Origin of the sequence: Kurthia sibirica (assembly GCF_003143975.1) — a bacterium.
Lineage (GTDB): Bacteria > Bacillota > Bacilli > Bacillales_A > Planococcaceae > Kurthia > Kurthia sibirica.
On the sequence record NZ_QFVR01000031.1, the window covers coordinates 1 to 13,610 of the forward strand.

Sequence of the window (13,610 nt, forward strand, 5' to 3'; positions counted from 1 at the left end):
GACCAAAAGGCAAGTAAGTAATATCTGTTACGAGCTTTTGAAGTGGCTCAGTAGCGTGGAAATCACGTTCTAAATGATTGGGTGCGACACTCGTTGGTTGCCCAGTACGCTTACGTTTCTTTACTTTCACACGACATGACCAATTGTATTTTTGCATAATTTTTTGAACCGTTTTCTCAGCTAAATCAGGAAAGAAACTTGCGATTTTACGATAACCATATCGGTATTTATGTGCTGCACATTTTTCACCAATATCTTGATCTCGTTTTTCCTTTGTCGTTTGTATATCTTTCTGCTTTATCCAACGATAATAGGTGGCCCTTGCAACACCCATTAACTCACAGATTCTTTGTACAGAAATGAAGCCTCTAAATTCCTCTACTAACTCTACAAATGCTTGTCCAACCACTTCCTTTCCAATTTCTTGTACTTTTTTAACACGTCCACCTGTTGTTTTAAATAACGATTTTCAGTCTGTAAACGGGATTCCTCTGAATCAAAATCTGGTCCTTTTCCGAAAGAATATTGTTTTCCAACCGGCTGATGAAGTCGATGTACTTCACCAGCTTTATACCACTTCATCCATGTTTTTAATTGACTAACATTTTTAATATTCAATTCGTCCATTATTTGCTTTGCAGGAATGCCTAATAATTTCATTTCGATTGCTTTCATTTTCACTTCTGCTGGATAGCTTACTCTTGTACCCATAGAAAAAACACCTCCACGTTGATTTACTAGGTTTAATACCCGTTTTTCAACGAAAGGTGTTTTTATTTGTCTCATTAATTTAGGTCAGTGCCTTGAATCTGAATGAGCTTTTTTATTTAGTGTCCTATTTCACTTTTCTTTTTTTTTATTAACGTCAAGATTTTTGGGGAATTATATACTTGTAACCTCCTGTTTCTAAATAAAAGACTGTAGATTTAGTTTACCAATACATTCACTATATAAGAATAGTAAGTTAATCACTTAAATAGTATTAAATTGATTGGTATTGTTATCTTTAAATTATTTAATTGAGTAAAAAAATACCCCACCTTGACTAAGGGTGGGGTGGGGTAGGTATTCATTCTTCTTATCCGAAAAAAGAGATGAATGTGAATGTAGAACATAGAGCATACATAACAGAAGTTACATACTAGACGGAAGAAATCATGTCGGTAATTCCTTCAAAAAGGGAACTCGCTCGTAAGAGCCAGCTCCTACGCAACATTTTCGATTAATTCATTTAGACGTATCGTGTCCTGAAGGTTCAAGTTCAGTTCGCCACACGCACGATTAGAAACGAAGTCCGAAAATACATTTAATTGACGATAATTTATAGGAATCAGTTCCATTTTATTTTCTTCAAGCACTTCCAATGCTCCCTCTATAGAATCGCTGATGCACTCGGTAGTTTCTTCAACGAACTCCAGCAAGCACCCTTCACCGTATAAAATTTTGGTACAGTACGTGTCACGTTCTTCATCAAAAACGATATGATTTCTTTTGAAATCTGGCATATTGAATCACCCCTTAATTGTTAGTTGATTACAAGAGGTCAACTGACGCATAAGCGGACACCGATTTGGTGAATAAAACACGAAGCAGTTGCATATACGCATATATGTATATATGTATATATGCAAAAAATAACGATACACCGTAGCGTATCGTTAAAATTATCAGTTGTTATAAAACATACAAAAGCGTTTGAAAATGTCATCAGCTTGCTCTGTCGTTAAGTTCTCGACTTTCTTTACCACGCACAATTTATCAATGGCTGCGGGCATGAATGATTTACCCAATGTCTTGAAAAACTTACGAGCGTATTCAGAAAAGACAATACGAATCTGGTGAATAATCGAACGAATTTCTTTTTGAGTTAATACAGATAGAGGTACATTTCGATAGATAGATAGCTCGTTATCCATAGCGGCGATAAAACGTTTCACATCAGCAACTTCTCGATCTTTGACGATAAATTTTGTTACACGTCGCAAATCTTCAATCAATGTTCGTACCGCAAAAGACTTTTCTAATTCTTCTATTTCAATTGTTGAACTCATCGTTTCTAATTTCATCATGTGACCACTCTTTTCTATGTTTTTTTTATTTCACGATACCTCCTAGTGCATTAGCACAATCTTTGAAGTAAAAAAAAGAAGCCATTGGAATTGGCTTCTCTGCTATAACGAATTAATAATAATTTGAAATATAATCATATGCTTGAACTTCAGTTTCAATTGTTACTCGTACTTTAGCACGTTCTTTTGAAATCATGAGTAGTTGATTCATCTGTATCTATCAGAATCGTTGCGTATATGCGTATATGCGTATATGCGTTAAATACGACTCTAACAAAATTTGTTTCAGATTCCTAATCCATAATTATGAAAAAAACTCCAACCGACAAGGGTTAGAGTCGGAAGGAGTTATTTGATACGGGCGAACGGATCAACAGAGAAGTCTGTTGTATCCTTGAAATATTTGTGAAGCGATTTCCTGTTACGAATCATTTCACCCCAACATTCTTCGTGAGCCATAAACTCCGAACAGTTCGTTTCATCAAGGAAACGTTGGGGACGACTCGGAAGTGGCTCCTGCAAACCGTAGCGATGAATCAAGTTTTCTACCTCCTCGAAAACTTGGTCTTGCGTAAAGAATTAAACATAGAAAGTACCTCTTTCTCGCGGAAAACACCACGAATTATTATTTTACTTCACTTACCTTGCTAGGCGTTTAAACACCCCCTCTTGTAAATTAATCTAAAAAAACCCAACCTATTTAGAATAAGTCGGGAAGGGAAATCGTTAAACAAGCGTCAATTCATTTAAGATTTCTTTTGTATCAGTTAAGTAAAAATCAGCTAACTTTAAATCACCCTTAATAATTGCGACAAAACCGACCTCAATACGTTCAAAAGTACGATAGATATTAGAAATAGGTCGTTGAATAGAACCGTCAAAAGGTGCGTCTAAAATCGTTTGTACAACGTGCATACCTGTGACTCCTTCGTTCAATAGATAATACGTTTCTAAAACTGACTCACGATAATATGATTCTGGGAATGTGACCTGTTTTACCTGTTTCCCTTCAATCATTTGTTCCTGACAAAGCAATTCAAAATGATGCAGCACATATTCGCTTGCTACAGTGAAACGTCCAAAGTTCGCATACTGCATACTCTCGTAGATTCGCTTGTAAAATGTATATGTAACAAATGGATCTAGTAGATTTCGATTTTCTAGCGATTTTAGAGAAGCAATTTTCTCTAATACTTGTTTTGTGAAAGTTGCGATTTCCTCTATTTTTTTAGCGTCTGATTGGTGAATGTTCAATTGATTCCAGCTCCTTTAGTAAAAAACAATATATACATATATGCGTATGTGCATATATGCATATATGTTAAAAACATTATAAAAACAACATTTGTTGAACTTATATAGAATAAACAGGGTTCAAAATTAGCGACAAACTATAAGAATCTTTCAGTTCTTTTGACGCGTCTTTTGAAAGATATGTTTTCGTATCAAATTCCTTTCGATTCGCAATTCGATTAAAAATGGCTAATGCCGAATTGTTCGCTTGAATGACTTCATACTCTCTCGATTCAAGATATTTCACTGCGTCTTGAAAATTTTTCATAGGAATATGATTCGGTTCATCTATAGCTGCCAATAACAATACGTGTAATTCAATATCTTTTTTTGTGAATGTTTTTCGCCAAAAACCAGCAATTTTTGTATCGTATAATAAGTAACTCAAATGAGTTTCGCCCCTTTTTCATTTATTTTTGTTCAGTTAAAAAGCTCCACGCCTAAGCGAATAGAAAAAAAGACTTGCTGCCCTTCTGGGCCGACAAGTCTTTTTAATTTAGACATGTACATAATATCTATCATCAACTTTGAAGTATTGCCCCTCGATTGATTCATTTAACTGTTCCATAACGGTGCGAACTTCATTTACATTCATATCACCAAATTCAATTGTTTCAAATTCATCAATCGTTGGTATATCTGAAATCTTTCCATTATGTTCTTCAAATGCTTCTTCAGTTGCAACATCAGCATATTCAAAAAGGTCTTGTTCCATACCAAGCAACCAAATTAAATCATTAGATAAAGAATATTCACCTGTATCTGAATCAATATAGACAATACACGTACCTTCCTGCCAAGAAACCGTATCGCTCATATCGATTTCTGTAATTGAAACAAGCCCTTCATTTCGATTGGTTGCGCGAATAAACGTATCGTCTGGGAACATTCCAGATAAATAGGTATGACTATTTTCTTTTAGTCCAGAAAAACCTGCTTTTTCGCACACTTTTACAAACCAGACTTGTTTCGCTAACTCTGTATCCGCTTCGATCAATTCTTCAATAACGTCTGATTCTTCTAAAACATTACCAATGCGTTCTAAAAATTCTAATGAATTATAAGTATATGCACCCCAGTGAAAATACACATTTCCGATTACTTCATTATCAATTTTAATTTCTAAGTTTAGTCTTTGTCCCATATAAAAAACTCCTTTTGAATTCTATTTTGTATCACTTTGAAAACTCGCGCGTTAGCGAGTAACAAAGAAAAAACGCATATATGCGTATATGCAAAAGCAGATACGGAACAGACAAGCAATCAGAAAAATGGTTTAAATGAAATAGTGCGTGGTACACTTTAATCAAATTAAAATCGGTAAAAAAAGTGTACGGCACACTTTAATTAAACGATGAAAAGAGGTGATAACGTGATTACAGGTAAAGACTCGATTAGTTTAGAGGTACTTGATTCATTTCAGCAAAAAATGAAGTTACAAGAGGTAGCTGATCAATTTAATTTATCGTTGGACCAGGTAAAGCGATTGAAACGTTTTTTTAATCACTTGGTATGGATTAAGGAGCACGTAGGAGAGCAATCAGCGAACCAATTTGCTGAATTGGGTTTAAAATCACTTGTTTTATCACGCTATGTAAATAAGGCTGCCATTAATGGATTGCTCGAAATATTACCACTTATATCAGCTGATACAAAACGTGACGAGCTACTTGAATATGTACGGTTATATGAAGCCAAACAAGAGCGTGTACAGTCGTTTCGTTCAGCGTATGAAGATTATTTAGCCGAATCTGAAAAGCGGTTAGTCGAGTTAAATAAGCAACTTAGGACACTAACACGTGAACGCAATAAAATCATGGCACAATATAAATTCAGAAAAAAATACAGTAAAGAGATAAGCGACTTGTTATTATTTTATTTAGCCGTCTTACCGGATTGCTACGCCTTACGTCACCGATTACATGATGGTTTTAAAACTAGATTACGCAAGCTCGGTGTAATCGAGATGAACGATGAGTACGTTTGGGAAGTTAAAAAATTAGATTTATTCGTGGAAGAAATGGAACGTCGATTAGAAAAAGGCTATATATATAAATATAAGGGTTACGAAAACGAGCGCTATTGGGCGGTGTATCAACATACGCAACAAGAAGAATTTATCGAACAAGAATTCAAAGAAACCAAACAGAAAATAAAAGAAATTAAAATGAAGCAAAAAGCCAATGAAAATAAGTGGAAGCAAGCCTTGAAACAACCATTTCAAACATACGAAGAAGCAAGTCTGGGGAGCGACCAGCTATCGGCACAGGAAATACTCACTCACCGAAATATGCAAAATGACACGATGAAATGGTTGTACAGTAAAGGCTATGTTGTATGTACAGAAGTGACGTTGCCAAACGGGAAACGTGCGGATGTTGTTGGGTACAAAGAGAATCACATTGTTATTGTAGAGGTGAAAGCGAGTCGATCAGATTATAGACGAGATAAAAAATGGCGAGAGTATTTGCCGTATTGCCACGAATTTTATTTCTATCTCGGTTTCGTTAAAAGTGACTATGCTGTCGATTCTGATGCGAATAATTGTGAAGCCAATGTTTTGTTCCAATGGATAAACGAAATCAAACTGTTTAATGAAACGCCCAGTCCAGTCATAGGTGAATGTTTAGATGAATCAGTAGATGAAATGAAACAGATTGTAGCTCGTGCCTTATCTAAACGTGCCTTAGTCGGCTGGTGATGATAAGGCTTTAAAAAATAAACTTACTGCAGCTCGCAGTAAGTTTATTTTGTTTCTAAATGGTTGGTGATTATCAATTCCTTTGCGTATATACACATATGCATATATGCAACAAATCAATCTAATAAAGCAAATGCTTGGAAAGTGCTTATGAAATCTAGTGCTAATTCTGATGTTTGGAAATACGTTTGAACCCCTTCATCTTTCATGCTATCTAAAATTTGAAGTTCGTATATATCATTTGACGCACGATACGTCACACTAATTTCTAACTCCTTCGTGACTGAAAACTTCAAGTTAGGGATTCCAGCAGTCCAAAAATAATGATGAAATTCACCCTGATAATAAGGTGTATTTGAAAGTAGTTGGACTAATTCATCGAGCTTGTTGATACACATTTGTTGCTCCAAAATATTGACGACCAATTCTTGTAGATTGTTGAAACATTTAACGAACGTTTCGGTTGTTTCGGTATTACAGATTTCCATTTCAATACTACTTTCTGGGTAGTCATATGAGTTCAACTTCACTTCATATAATTCATTTAAAGCAGTCTGTAAATGGGGGAGCGTGGAATGATAATCCATCTTAAAATCAACTTTCGGTTCGCTATTACAAGACTCGAATGTTTCGAGTATTTGTTTAAAAAGCATACTATGATGTTTCGTTTCAGCAATTAAAACGGCTAACTCTGTCATGTATATTTCCTACCTTTCTTGCATATACGCATATATGTATATATGCTATTTCCAATTTGTTTCTTCTGCGTCCATTTCTTCTTGAACCATGAAAGTTAAATGTTCTGGTTCAGACATATATTTAAAAGCAACCTGTTCAGCTTCCTCTACGGTAGCTGCCTCGACAACAAATAAATCTTCGATTCCTACTACAAATTTAGGCACGATGATTCCTCCTTTTTTCAGTATTTTTTTCGATTCATTTACTTCAGGTTAGACGTATAATTGACTTCTTCTTCGCTAATTTCTTCTTTCACAACGAAAGATAATTCGTCATAGTCGGGCATATGCTCCAAAGCGATTCGACACGCTTCTTCTTCCGATTCAGCTTGAACAGTGAATAAGTTATCTAATTCCATTACATATTTAGGCATAGTACATTTCCTCCTTTTATTTTTAATCCACTTTCACAACTATTGCGTAAGCAAGAGTAGGAACTTAGCAAGGTGGGGGAACGTGGATGAGGTTTCGGACAAAAAAATAAACTTACTGCAGCGGCAGTAAGTTTAGATTCGTTTCTGATTGTATCTTTCAAATGTAGTCAAAATATAAGTACCATGTAGGTCTTTGCATGACACCATTCTTCATTTTCGTTTCCTTTTTGCAATTGAAACCAGCTTGCAGAAGTCGGTTGGCTAGTGCGTCGGTTTTGTCATCAGCACTTGCTAAATTGCCTAACTTCATATCATAAGGCAATCGAATCATGCAGTCGCCATTTTTCAATCCATCTTCAATCATCTGATTCACTAATCGAAAAGCCTTAATCATATCTTTTTCATATTGACTCGACTTCATACGATCACGCAACTCGCTCGGACTAATCATTGAAAAACTACCATTTAACATAAACGTTTCCTCCTTTTATTTTTAATCCATTTTCGTAACTATTGCGTAAGCAAAAGTACGTTTTTAAATTATGGCCAGTGAACAAAGTGAACGTTCCATAATTTAAAAGAATCGTCACGAACTTAGCGACGAAAGGAAAATCTGCATATATACACATATACATATACGCATTTGGACTAAAAACATCGAACATGAGTAGGGTATAGCTTTAAAACACATTTAAAACACTTTTAACGAGATGTAACCACTCCGAAACAAATATGTATAGCTGATTAGATAAAACCGTTTCTAGGCTACTTCAAAGAGGTAGTTTTTCAACACTTTGAACAAAATTGCTCTGTTTTTGTAAAAAATAACCACCCCGAAGGATGGTTAATGATAATTTAGATTAATTCCATTTGAACAATTGCAGGTTGTTTCATTAATTCAAAATCAAACGTTTCAATTTCACGAATGTAATAATCCGCACCTTTTACATCGCCACCAATTGTTGCATCAATACAAAGGCTTAATAAACGATTTGCTTCAGCTACGTCATAACCTTTCATTTCTAAGTTGTGTAATCCTTCTTTATACATCGTTAATTTGTTTAAGTTACTCATAGTTAAATCTCCCTTTTCTGATTATTATTTAGTGTTTATTTCTCACAATTTTTCCTAACGCCTAAGCGTTTGGGTTTATGTTTTGACACAAAATAAATCTAGGTCGAAAGACAACTTATAAGCGGGCTGTTTATTTTTTTAAAAATGTAGACTAACGAGGTGTGTATAAAATAATATTTTATGTACATTAAATATTATTCTATGTAGATAAAATATGTATAAAATAATACCGATGATTAGTTTTTTATTAAACGCACACAAAATATTATTCTATGTGTATTAAATATTATTTTATGTACATAGAATGTACATCAGATTCTATCGGTTACATGATTTTCTTTTCTGAACGCATGCAAAATATTATTTTATGTGTATCGAATGTGTATAAAATAATATCCATTCATTTATTTTTCATTAAACACATACAAAATATTATTTTATGTACATCAATTTAGGCATAAAAAAACGCACCAACTTTTCGTCAGTGCGTTTCTTTCTTCTAATTACGAGTTTGTACATTCGCTTTATACCAAAGCTCCAGTTTTGCAAGAACACTTTTGTTCGTTCGTTGTGCCTCGTTATTAATGTAGCGAGTAACCGTATTATGTGAAATACCGATTTCCTTCGCTGCTTTACGAATACCCAGTTTAAGTTCATCTATCAGCAACTCTACATTTTGTGGTGATAGTTCTGAACCTAATTGTGTTTTTTGGTAGGTTTCTTTTTCTACACCAACTAAATTCGGTGCGCTTATCTTTTGTTTATTGATTTCAATGGTTTCGCTTGGTGGGATAATCATTAGATTTAATTCACCCCAGTATTTACGAACCCAATCTCGTTTACCTACGCGTGTTTCATCTATAGGTTCTTTGTAATACCATTCTTTGATAATCTGATCCTTCATCAAAGCGTCTAAAGTATTTTCAAAGCGTTCACGTAAAACACTCCCGTTATAACTAGCAGGGAAGTCGATTACTTCTAATAGGGTTTTAACTTTGAAGGCTTGATGCAATGTGCGAGAAAGGGTACGAACCTTCCACTGATAGCTTAGGTAGCGTCCTAATCGTTTCAGCTCCCGTTGAGTCGTATAACTATACTGAATGATTTTCAAGTCAATCGGAACAAACGTCTGCAATGAAGTATCAAAGTATTTTCTTAAAATCGGTGTAGGCTTTATCTTCAGTCCATACACCCCTTTAGGTTCACCTGTTTTCTTGTGGTAAGCAATTTTCACATTATCAATATCAAACATTCTTCTAAATGTGGTGAAGTCGTATTCTTCTTCATCACTAATGGAAGCTGGATTGACTACTTTAATATTATCTTCCCGCATAGATAACCAAACGGAAGATAACGCTGCAACGTGTTTCATAATTTTAAAACGGTCACGTTCACGAATAACAAATGGTTTGTCTGGCGTATCTTCGTTTAAAATTTTTAGTACGGTATCACTATCAAAATCTATGTAACCATCTTCGTCTTTTTCTTGAACCAACCACATATGTGAAATTATATCCATTAAATCAGCTGTTAATTCACTAAATGCGTTAATAGTCGAATGAACGAGCGTGAACCAAATTTCGGCTTCATCACCTTTTGGAATTTCTACGTTTGTTAAACGTAATTCAGCTTTACCAGCTAAGACACCTTTAGGATCAACAATTTCAGAACGTAAAATACCGTCTTGTTGTTCAATAAATGATTTCTTTGAAGATACAGTATCTCGGACCATATTGTATTTCGAGTTAAACGATGTGAAAATACGTTCATTCTCCAAAACATCACCGAAAACTTGTTCAACTGACATTTGAGTGGTTTCATTGGTAATAACCTTACCTAAAAGTTGTTCTTCTTTTATAATCAAAGGCTCTACTTCATAAAGAATAGTATCTATATAGTCATCAAAGGCTTCTTTGATGAATTTTTTCGTTGGTATTTTATCTTTCAATACGGTTTGGAATATAATCTCTGATAATTTACTGAAACTTTCTGAAGTTATGAACGGGTTATCATTAGTTTCTATATTCTTTTTCCATAGTTCATCAATTTTATACTTTTGAAAATAGATTTCGGCTTCCTGATAGAGAGCAATAGAGCAATATTCTTCCTTTAACATAAGTCGTTCAGGTATATTTTTGACTTCTAACCATAAATTTTCGTTCACTTTGACACCTCTCTGTTCAGTTTTATTTTTAATTATACCAAATGTGTTCCATGTAGGTGTTCAAAATTGCACTATTTTGTTACAAAAATAGGTTTTACAGAAAAAATGTGTTCCATGTAGACAGTAAATGAACGCTTTTCTGCCAACGACCTATAGTATTGTTCCATGTAGAAGGTAAAAAAAGGGAAAATGTGTTCCGTGTAGGCAATAAATGAACGCTTTTCTGCCAACGACCTATAGTATTGTTCCATATAGGAGGTAATTAAAGGAAATAGATGTTCCATGTAGGCAATAAATGAACGCTTTTCTGCCAACGACCTATAGTATTGTTCCATGTAGGAGGTAATTAAAGGAAATACGACTACAATTATACGTCCCAGGTACGGTTCAATTTTATGTATTTCACCTCCAAAATTTGTAGTATTTCTAAAAAAATGAACTTTTCTTTTTAAAGCAAAAAATCACCTTCTGTATTAAAATCTGTATTAAAAATGCCCTTTTTCCCAAAAATCTGTATTAGTTGGTCAAAAAAAAGTGTTCCATGTAGCCGTCCGCGAGTCATACTAAAAAAAAATTTCTGCCAACGAGTCATACTAAACTTGTTGATTTAAAGCCTTTTACCATTTTTAGGGAACGTTTTTAGTGTTCATTTAGCAAAAAAAGGGAGCTACATTGAACACTTTTCGGCATCCATCTGTACTAATTTCGGAAAAAGTGTTCAATGTAGTTCGTCCGCGAGTCATGGTATTTTCGATAAAAAAAGGTCAAGAATGTTGTTATATAAACGTTTATAAGGGTTTTTTGATGTGTTCCATGTAGCGAATTTTCGATTTTTTTTTCGTCCGCGCATCATACAAACCGATTTTTGCCGAATCGCCATGAACCCATACGTGGCAAGGGTTTGAACGTGTTCCATTTTGGCTCGATTTTTCTCTTAGAGAAGCCCTTTTTCTGACAATTCGATTTGCTATAGTTATCTTCAAGCGAATTTTGAGGATAAGTAGGTGAATGAAATGATGATGAATTTAGCCAACGAAACATGGAAACCGATTCAGCAGATCGATATGAAACGAGTTTTCGATGTACTTTTACATGAAGGTGTTACAAAATACCGTACAAAGTCATCAAAAGCGACACTTCCAGAACATACAAAAAGCATGAAACACGATAAGCTCTCGAAAAAAGGAGCTATTTTTGTCGTTCGTAAAAAAGAAGATTTTACAGATAAAGGTGTTCGTGGCTACATTGTGACTTCAAAAGAAACTCTGCTAAACGATGCAGCTGCTTTATCACATTTCACACCGAACATTTATCGTAAGTTCACATATAAAGACGAGAAACGTCGTTATATCACTGGTTTTGAAGAACAAAACTTGTTACAAATCAATACGTTTGGCGTGGATATTGATACAAAAGAATATACACCAGGCGAAATTTTAATGACTTGCTTGGATGATTCAATTGGCATACCGACATTAATGATTGAAACGCCTAGAGGGTATCAGTTACAGTTCGCTTTAACTGAACCGATATTTGTTTCAGATAAAAATGACTATCGTATTTTAACGATTGCTAAACGAATCGCTGAAAACATTAAAATAAGCCTTAAAAATGTCAATGCCGATAGGTACTGCAATTCATTTGGATTCTTTCGTGTACCAACACCAGCAAACATCATTCATGCACAATTCGATTCAGTATTTTCATTTTTTGAATTAATGAATTGGTCGATGGCACAAGATACAGACAATAACCGTCCGTTATACGTGATACAAACAAAGCAATCGGAACCGTTCAATGTGACACAATCAGATTGGTTTCAAGCTCTTGTTTCAACGGTTGATCTAAAGGGTGATAAAGGGCAAATTGGACGAAATAATACGTTATTCACATTGGCACTTGTTTGTTTACAAGATAATTGGTCCGAAGAACGCACATATGACTTTTTAGATGAATACAATAGTCGTTTAACTTATCCGCTAAAAAATAAAGCAATTAAAACCATCGTAAGTTCCGCTTATTCGGGGAAATATCATGGTGCTGCTAAAGAATACATTGAAACATTACTCGACACATACATACCAAATGAACAGTTCGATGTGAAATTACGCCAATCCACTTGGTATAAATTCAAAAAAGAACGTAAAGACCGTAAAAATAGTCACTTTGACGAATGGGAAAATGATTTAATTCAATATTTAACGGCTAATTTCGATGAATCAGAGCCGTTTATTTGGCGTACTCAAAAGCAAATATGTGAAGAAATCGGCATACCTCAAAGCTCACTGAATGTACTTGTAAAAAATGCGAAGCAATTAGTTAAAACAGTTATCGGTAAAGGTCGTAATAGTAAAACAGGTTGGACGACTATTAGCTTATTTAAAAAACATATTCTTTATCATCTCCAGCTGATGAAAGCTAATTTTAGTGAATATATCCAAAGTATGATAAATCAATATTTTGCTACTCGATTAGATAAAAAAAATGTACCTACAATCCTATTATTTTTAGATAAAATAATTAAGAAATGTAGATACGATACTGCTTTGTTAAGGCTAGATATTTCTGGTTAATAAATACTCCAAACTGCCTAAACATTATATATATTACTGTTACAGTTATGTCGTTTACGAATACATGAATTAGTTAAAGATACTTAAATCTGTTTGATTAGACGATGCTTCTATTACGGCTGCATGATTAGACCATAGAGAAATAATCGTATTGTTGAAACGTTCACCATTTGTTTTTGATTCTGTGACATATGGTAATTTCAATTCAATATAGTTACCATTATGCGTTAAAGTAGCTTGACCGTTATGCATGAATGGTGGGAATAATGATTCGTCCAATGAATCAATACCTGTACCTGGTGTGTAACCTAAGATTTCAAGTAAATTCATTTTAGTATTAAGTAAATCAATGATTTCGTTATTATCCATACATTGAATTTGAATTAGATGATGTCCTGCGTCACGTAATGAATTAACAACTGGATCAGTCGAATTCACATCAAATAATGCTAATAATAGTTTTAATTCTTGGCTATCGTTATTGGCTACGCTTAGTTGGATTTGGTTGTAGTAAATAGATTCATTCGTTGTTTTCATTTAGAAACACCCCTGTTATTTTGTAGTTTGTTTTATATTCAAACAAGTAACAGACGCATTAGCGTATCTTTAAATAGCCTTTAAAGGG

The 13,610-nt window shown here is 34.3% G+C and carries 16 protein-coding genes and 1 pseudogene; 2 read left to right on the top strand and 15 right to left on the bottom strand.

Features of this window, described 5'->3' with window-relative positions:
• The 8 genes and pseudogenes from DEX24_RS15585 to DEX24_RS15620 all read right to left on the bottom strand — a co-directional run.
• Positions 1 to 409 (bottom strand): annotated as a pseudogene (locus DEX24_RS15585) (IS3 family transposase); the annotation flags it as partial.
• A complete protein-coding gene (locus DEX24_RS15590; protein ID WP_109307320.1) occupies positions 388 to 711 on the bottom strand; it encodes a hypothetical protein in 324 nt (107 codons plus the stop codon). The gene DEX24_RS15590 and the pseudogene DEX24_RS15585, both read right to left, overlap by 22 nt.
• A gap of 494 nt (positions 712 to 1,205) precedes the next feature.
• Complete coding sequence (locus DEX24_RS15595) at positions 1,206 to 1,505, bottom strand: hypothetical protein (protein WP_109307321.1); 300 nt, start codon at positions 1,503 to 1,505, stop codon at positions 1,206 to 1,208.
• A 162-nt stretch (positions 1,506 to 1,667) separates the two neighbouring features.
• Positions 1,668 to 2,069, bottom strand: coding sequence for a hypothetical protein (locus DEX24_RS15600; protein WP_109307322.1), 402 nt, complete (start codon positions 2,067 to 2,069; stop codon positions 1,668 to 1,670).
• Positions 2,070 to 2,417: 348 nt separating this feature from the next.
• Positions 2,418 to 2,609 carry a hypothetical protein gene (locus DEX24_RS15605; RefSeq protein WP_109307323.1) on the bottom strand — a complete coding sequence of 64 codons (192 nt, stop codon included), beginning with the start codon at positions 2,607 to 2,609 and terminating at the stop codon, positions 2,418 to 2,420.
• A gap of 186 nt (positions 2,610 to 2,795) precedes the next feature.
• On the bottom strand, positions 2,796 to 3,323 hold the full coding sequence (locus DEX24_RS15610) for a hypothetical protein (RefSeq protein WP_109307324.1): 528 nt from the start codon (positions 3,321 to 3,323) through the stop codon (positions 2,796 to 2,798).
• Positions 3,324 to 3,423: 100 nt separating this feature from the next.
• Positions 3,424 to 3,750: a hypothetical protein gene (locus tag DEX24_RS15615; RefSeq protein WP_109307325.1), complete on the bottom strand. Its 327-nt coding sequence runs from the start codon at positions 3,748 to 3,750 to the stop codon at positions 3,424 to 3,426.
• Positions 3,751 to 3,858: 108 nt separating this feature from the next.
• Positions 3,859 to 4,506, bottom strand: a complete 648-nt coding sequence (locus tag DEX24_RS15620) for a hypothetical protein (protein ID WP_109307326.1) — start codon at positions 4,504 to 4,506, stop codon at positions 3,859 to 3,861.
• Positions 4,507 to 4,734: 228 nt separating this feature from the next.
• Here DEX24_RS15620 and DEX24_RS15625 point away from each other — a divergent pair, with 228 nt between their 5' ends.
• A complete protein-coding gene (locus DEX24_RS15625) occupies positions 4,735 to 6,063 on the top strand; it encodes an MmcB family DNA repair protein (RefSeq protein WP_170112970.1) in 1,329 nt (442 codons plus the stop codon).
• Positions 6,064 to 6,179: 116 nt separating this feature from the next.
• Here DEX24_RS15625 and DEX24_RS15630 read toward each other — a convergent pair whose 3' ends face one another.
• The 6 genes from DEX24_RS15630 to DEX24_RS15645 all read right to left on the bottom strand — a co-directional run bounded on the left by DEX24_RS15630 (position 6,180) and on the right by DEX24_RS15645 (position 10,412).
• Positions 6,180 to 6,761 carry a hypothetical protein gene (locus DEX24_RS15630; protein WP_109307328.1) on the bottom strand — a complete coding sequence of 194 codons (582 nt, stop codon included), beginning with the start codon at positions 6,759 to 6,761 and terminating at the stop codon, positions 6,180 to 6,182.
• Between the two features lie 45 nt (positions 6,762 to 6,806).
• Positions 6,807 to 6,965, bottom strand: coding sequence for a hypothetical protein (locus tag DEX24_RS17290; protein ID WP_170112971.1), 159 nt, complete (start codon positions 6,963 to 6,965; stop codon positions 6,807 to 6,809).
• A 38-nt stretch (positions 6,966 to 7,003) separates the two neighbouring features.
• On the bottom strand, positions 7,004 to 7,174 hold the full coding sequence (locus DEX24_RS17295) for a hypothetical protein (protein ID WP_170112972.1): 171 nt from the start codon (positions 7,172 to 7,174) through the stop codon (positions 7,004 to 7,006).
• 157 nt (positions 7,175 to 7,331) lie between these two features.
• A complete protein-coding gene (locus DEX24_RS15635; protein WP_109307329.1) occupies positions 7,332 to 7,646 on the bottom strand; it encodes a hypothetical protein in 315 nt (104 codons plus the stop codon).
• A 383-nt stretch (positions 7,647 to 8,029) separates the two neighbouring features.
• Positions 8,030 to 8,248: a hypothetical protein gene (locus DEX24_RS15640; RefSeq protein ID WP_109307330.1), complete on the bottom strand. Its 219-nt coding sequence runs from the start codon at positions 8,246 to 8,248 to the stop codon at positions 8,030 to 8,032.
• A 499-nt stretch (positions 8,249 to 8,747) separates the two neighbouring features.
• Positions 8,748 to 10,412, bottom strand: a complete 1,665-nt coding sequence (locus DEX24_RS15645; protein ID WP_109307331.1) for a hypothetical protein — start codon at positions 10,410 to 10,412, stop codon at positions 8,748 to 8,750.
• Positions 10,413 to 11,425: 1,013 nt separating this feature from the next.
• On the opposite strand from DEX24_RS15645, the gene DEX24_RS15650 reads away from it, so the two are divergent.
• A complete protein-coding gene (locus DEX24_RS15650) occupies positions 11,426 to 12,985 on the top strand; it encodes a primase C-terminal domain-containing protein (RefSeq protein ID WP_109307332.1) in 1,560 nt (519 codons plus the stop codon).
• Positions 12,986 to 13,054: 69 nt separating this feature from the next.
• Here DEX24_RS15650 and DEX24_RS15655 read toward each other — a convergent pair whose 3' ends face one another.
• Complete coding sequence (locus tag DEX24_RS15655) at positions 13,055 to 13,522, bottom strand: hypothetical protein (RefSeq protein ID WP_109307333.1); 468 nt, start codon at positions 13,520 to 13,522, stop codon at positions 13,055 to 13,057.
• Positions 13,523 to 13,610 lie beyond the last annotated feature (88 nt).

What these genes read in the sequence shown, in the direction of transcription:
- DEX24_RS15650 (WP_109307332.1), top strand. Translation starts at nt 11,426, where the DNA reads ATGATGATGAATTTAGCCAACGAAACATGGAAACCGATTCAGCAGATC.
- DEX24_RS15635 (WP_109307329.1), bottom strand. Translation starts at nt 7,646, where the DNA reads ATGTTAAATGGTAGTTTTTCAATGATTAGTCCGAGCGAGTTGCGTGAT.
- DEX24_RS15655 (WP_109307333.1), bottom strand. Translation starts at nt 13,522, where the DNA reads ATGAAAACAACGAATGAATCTATTTACTACAACCAAATCCAACTAAGC.
- DEX24_RS15620 (WP_109307326.1), bottom strand. Translation starts at nt 4,506, where the DNA reads ATGGGACAAAGACTAAACTTAGAAATTAAAATTGATAATGAAGTAATC.
- DEX24_RS15640 (WP_109307330.1), bottom strand. Translation starts at nt 8,248, where the DNA reads ATGAGTAACTTAAACAAATTAACGATGTATAAAGAAGGATTACACAAC.
- DEX24_RS15595 (WP_109307321.1), bottom strand. Translation starts at nt 1,505, where the DNA reads ATGCCAGATTTCAAAAGAAATCATATCGTTTTTGATGAAGAACGTGAC.
- DEX24_RS15600 (WP_109307322.1), bottom strand. Translation starts at nt 2,069, where the DNA reads ATGATGAAATTAGAAACGATGAGTTCAACAATTGAAATAGAAGAATTA.
- DEX24_RS15590 (WP_109307320.1), bottom strand. Translation starts at nt 711, where the DNA reads ATGGGTACAAGAGTAAGCTATCCAGCAGAAGTGAAAATGAAAGCAATC.
- DEX24_RS17295 (WP_170112972.1), bottom strand. Translation starts at nt 7,174, where the DNA reads ATGCCTAAATATGTAATGGAATTAGATAACTTATTCACTGTTCAAGCT.
- DEX24_RS15630 (WP_109307328.1), bottom strand. Translation starts at nt 6,761, where the DNA reads ATGACAGAGTTAGCCGTTTTAATTGCTGAAACGAAACATCATAGTATG.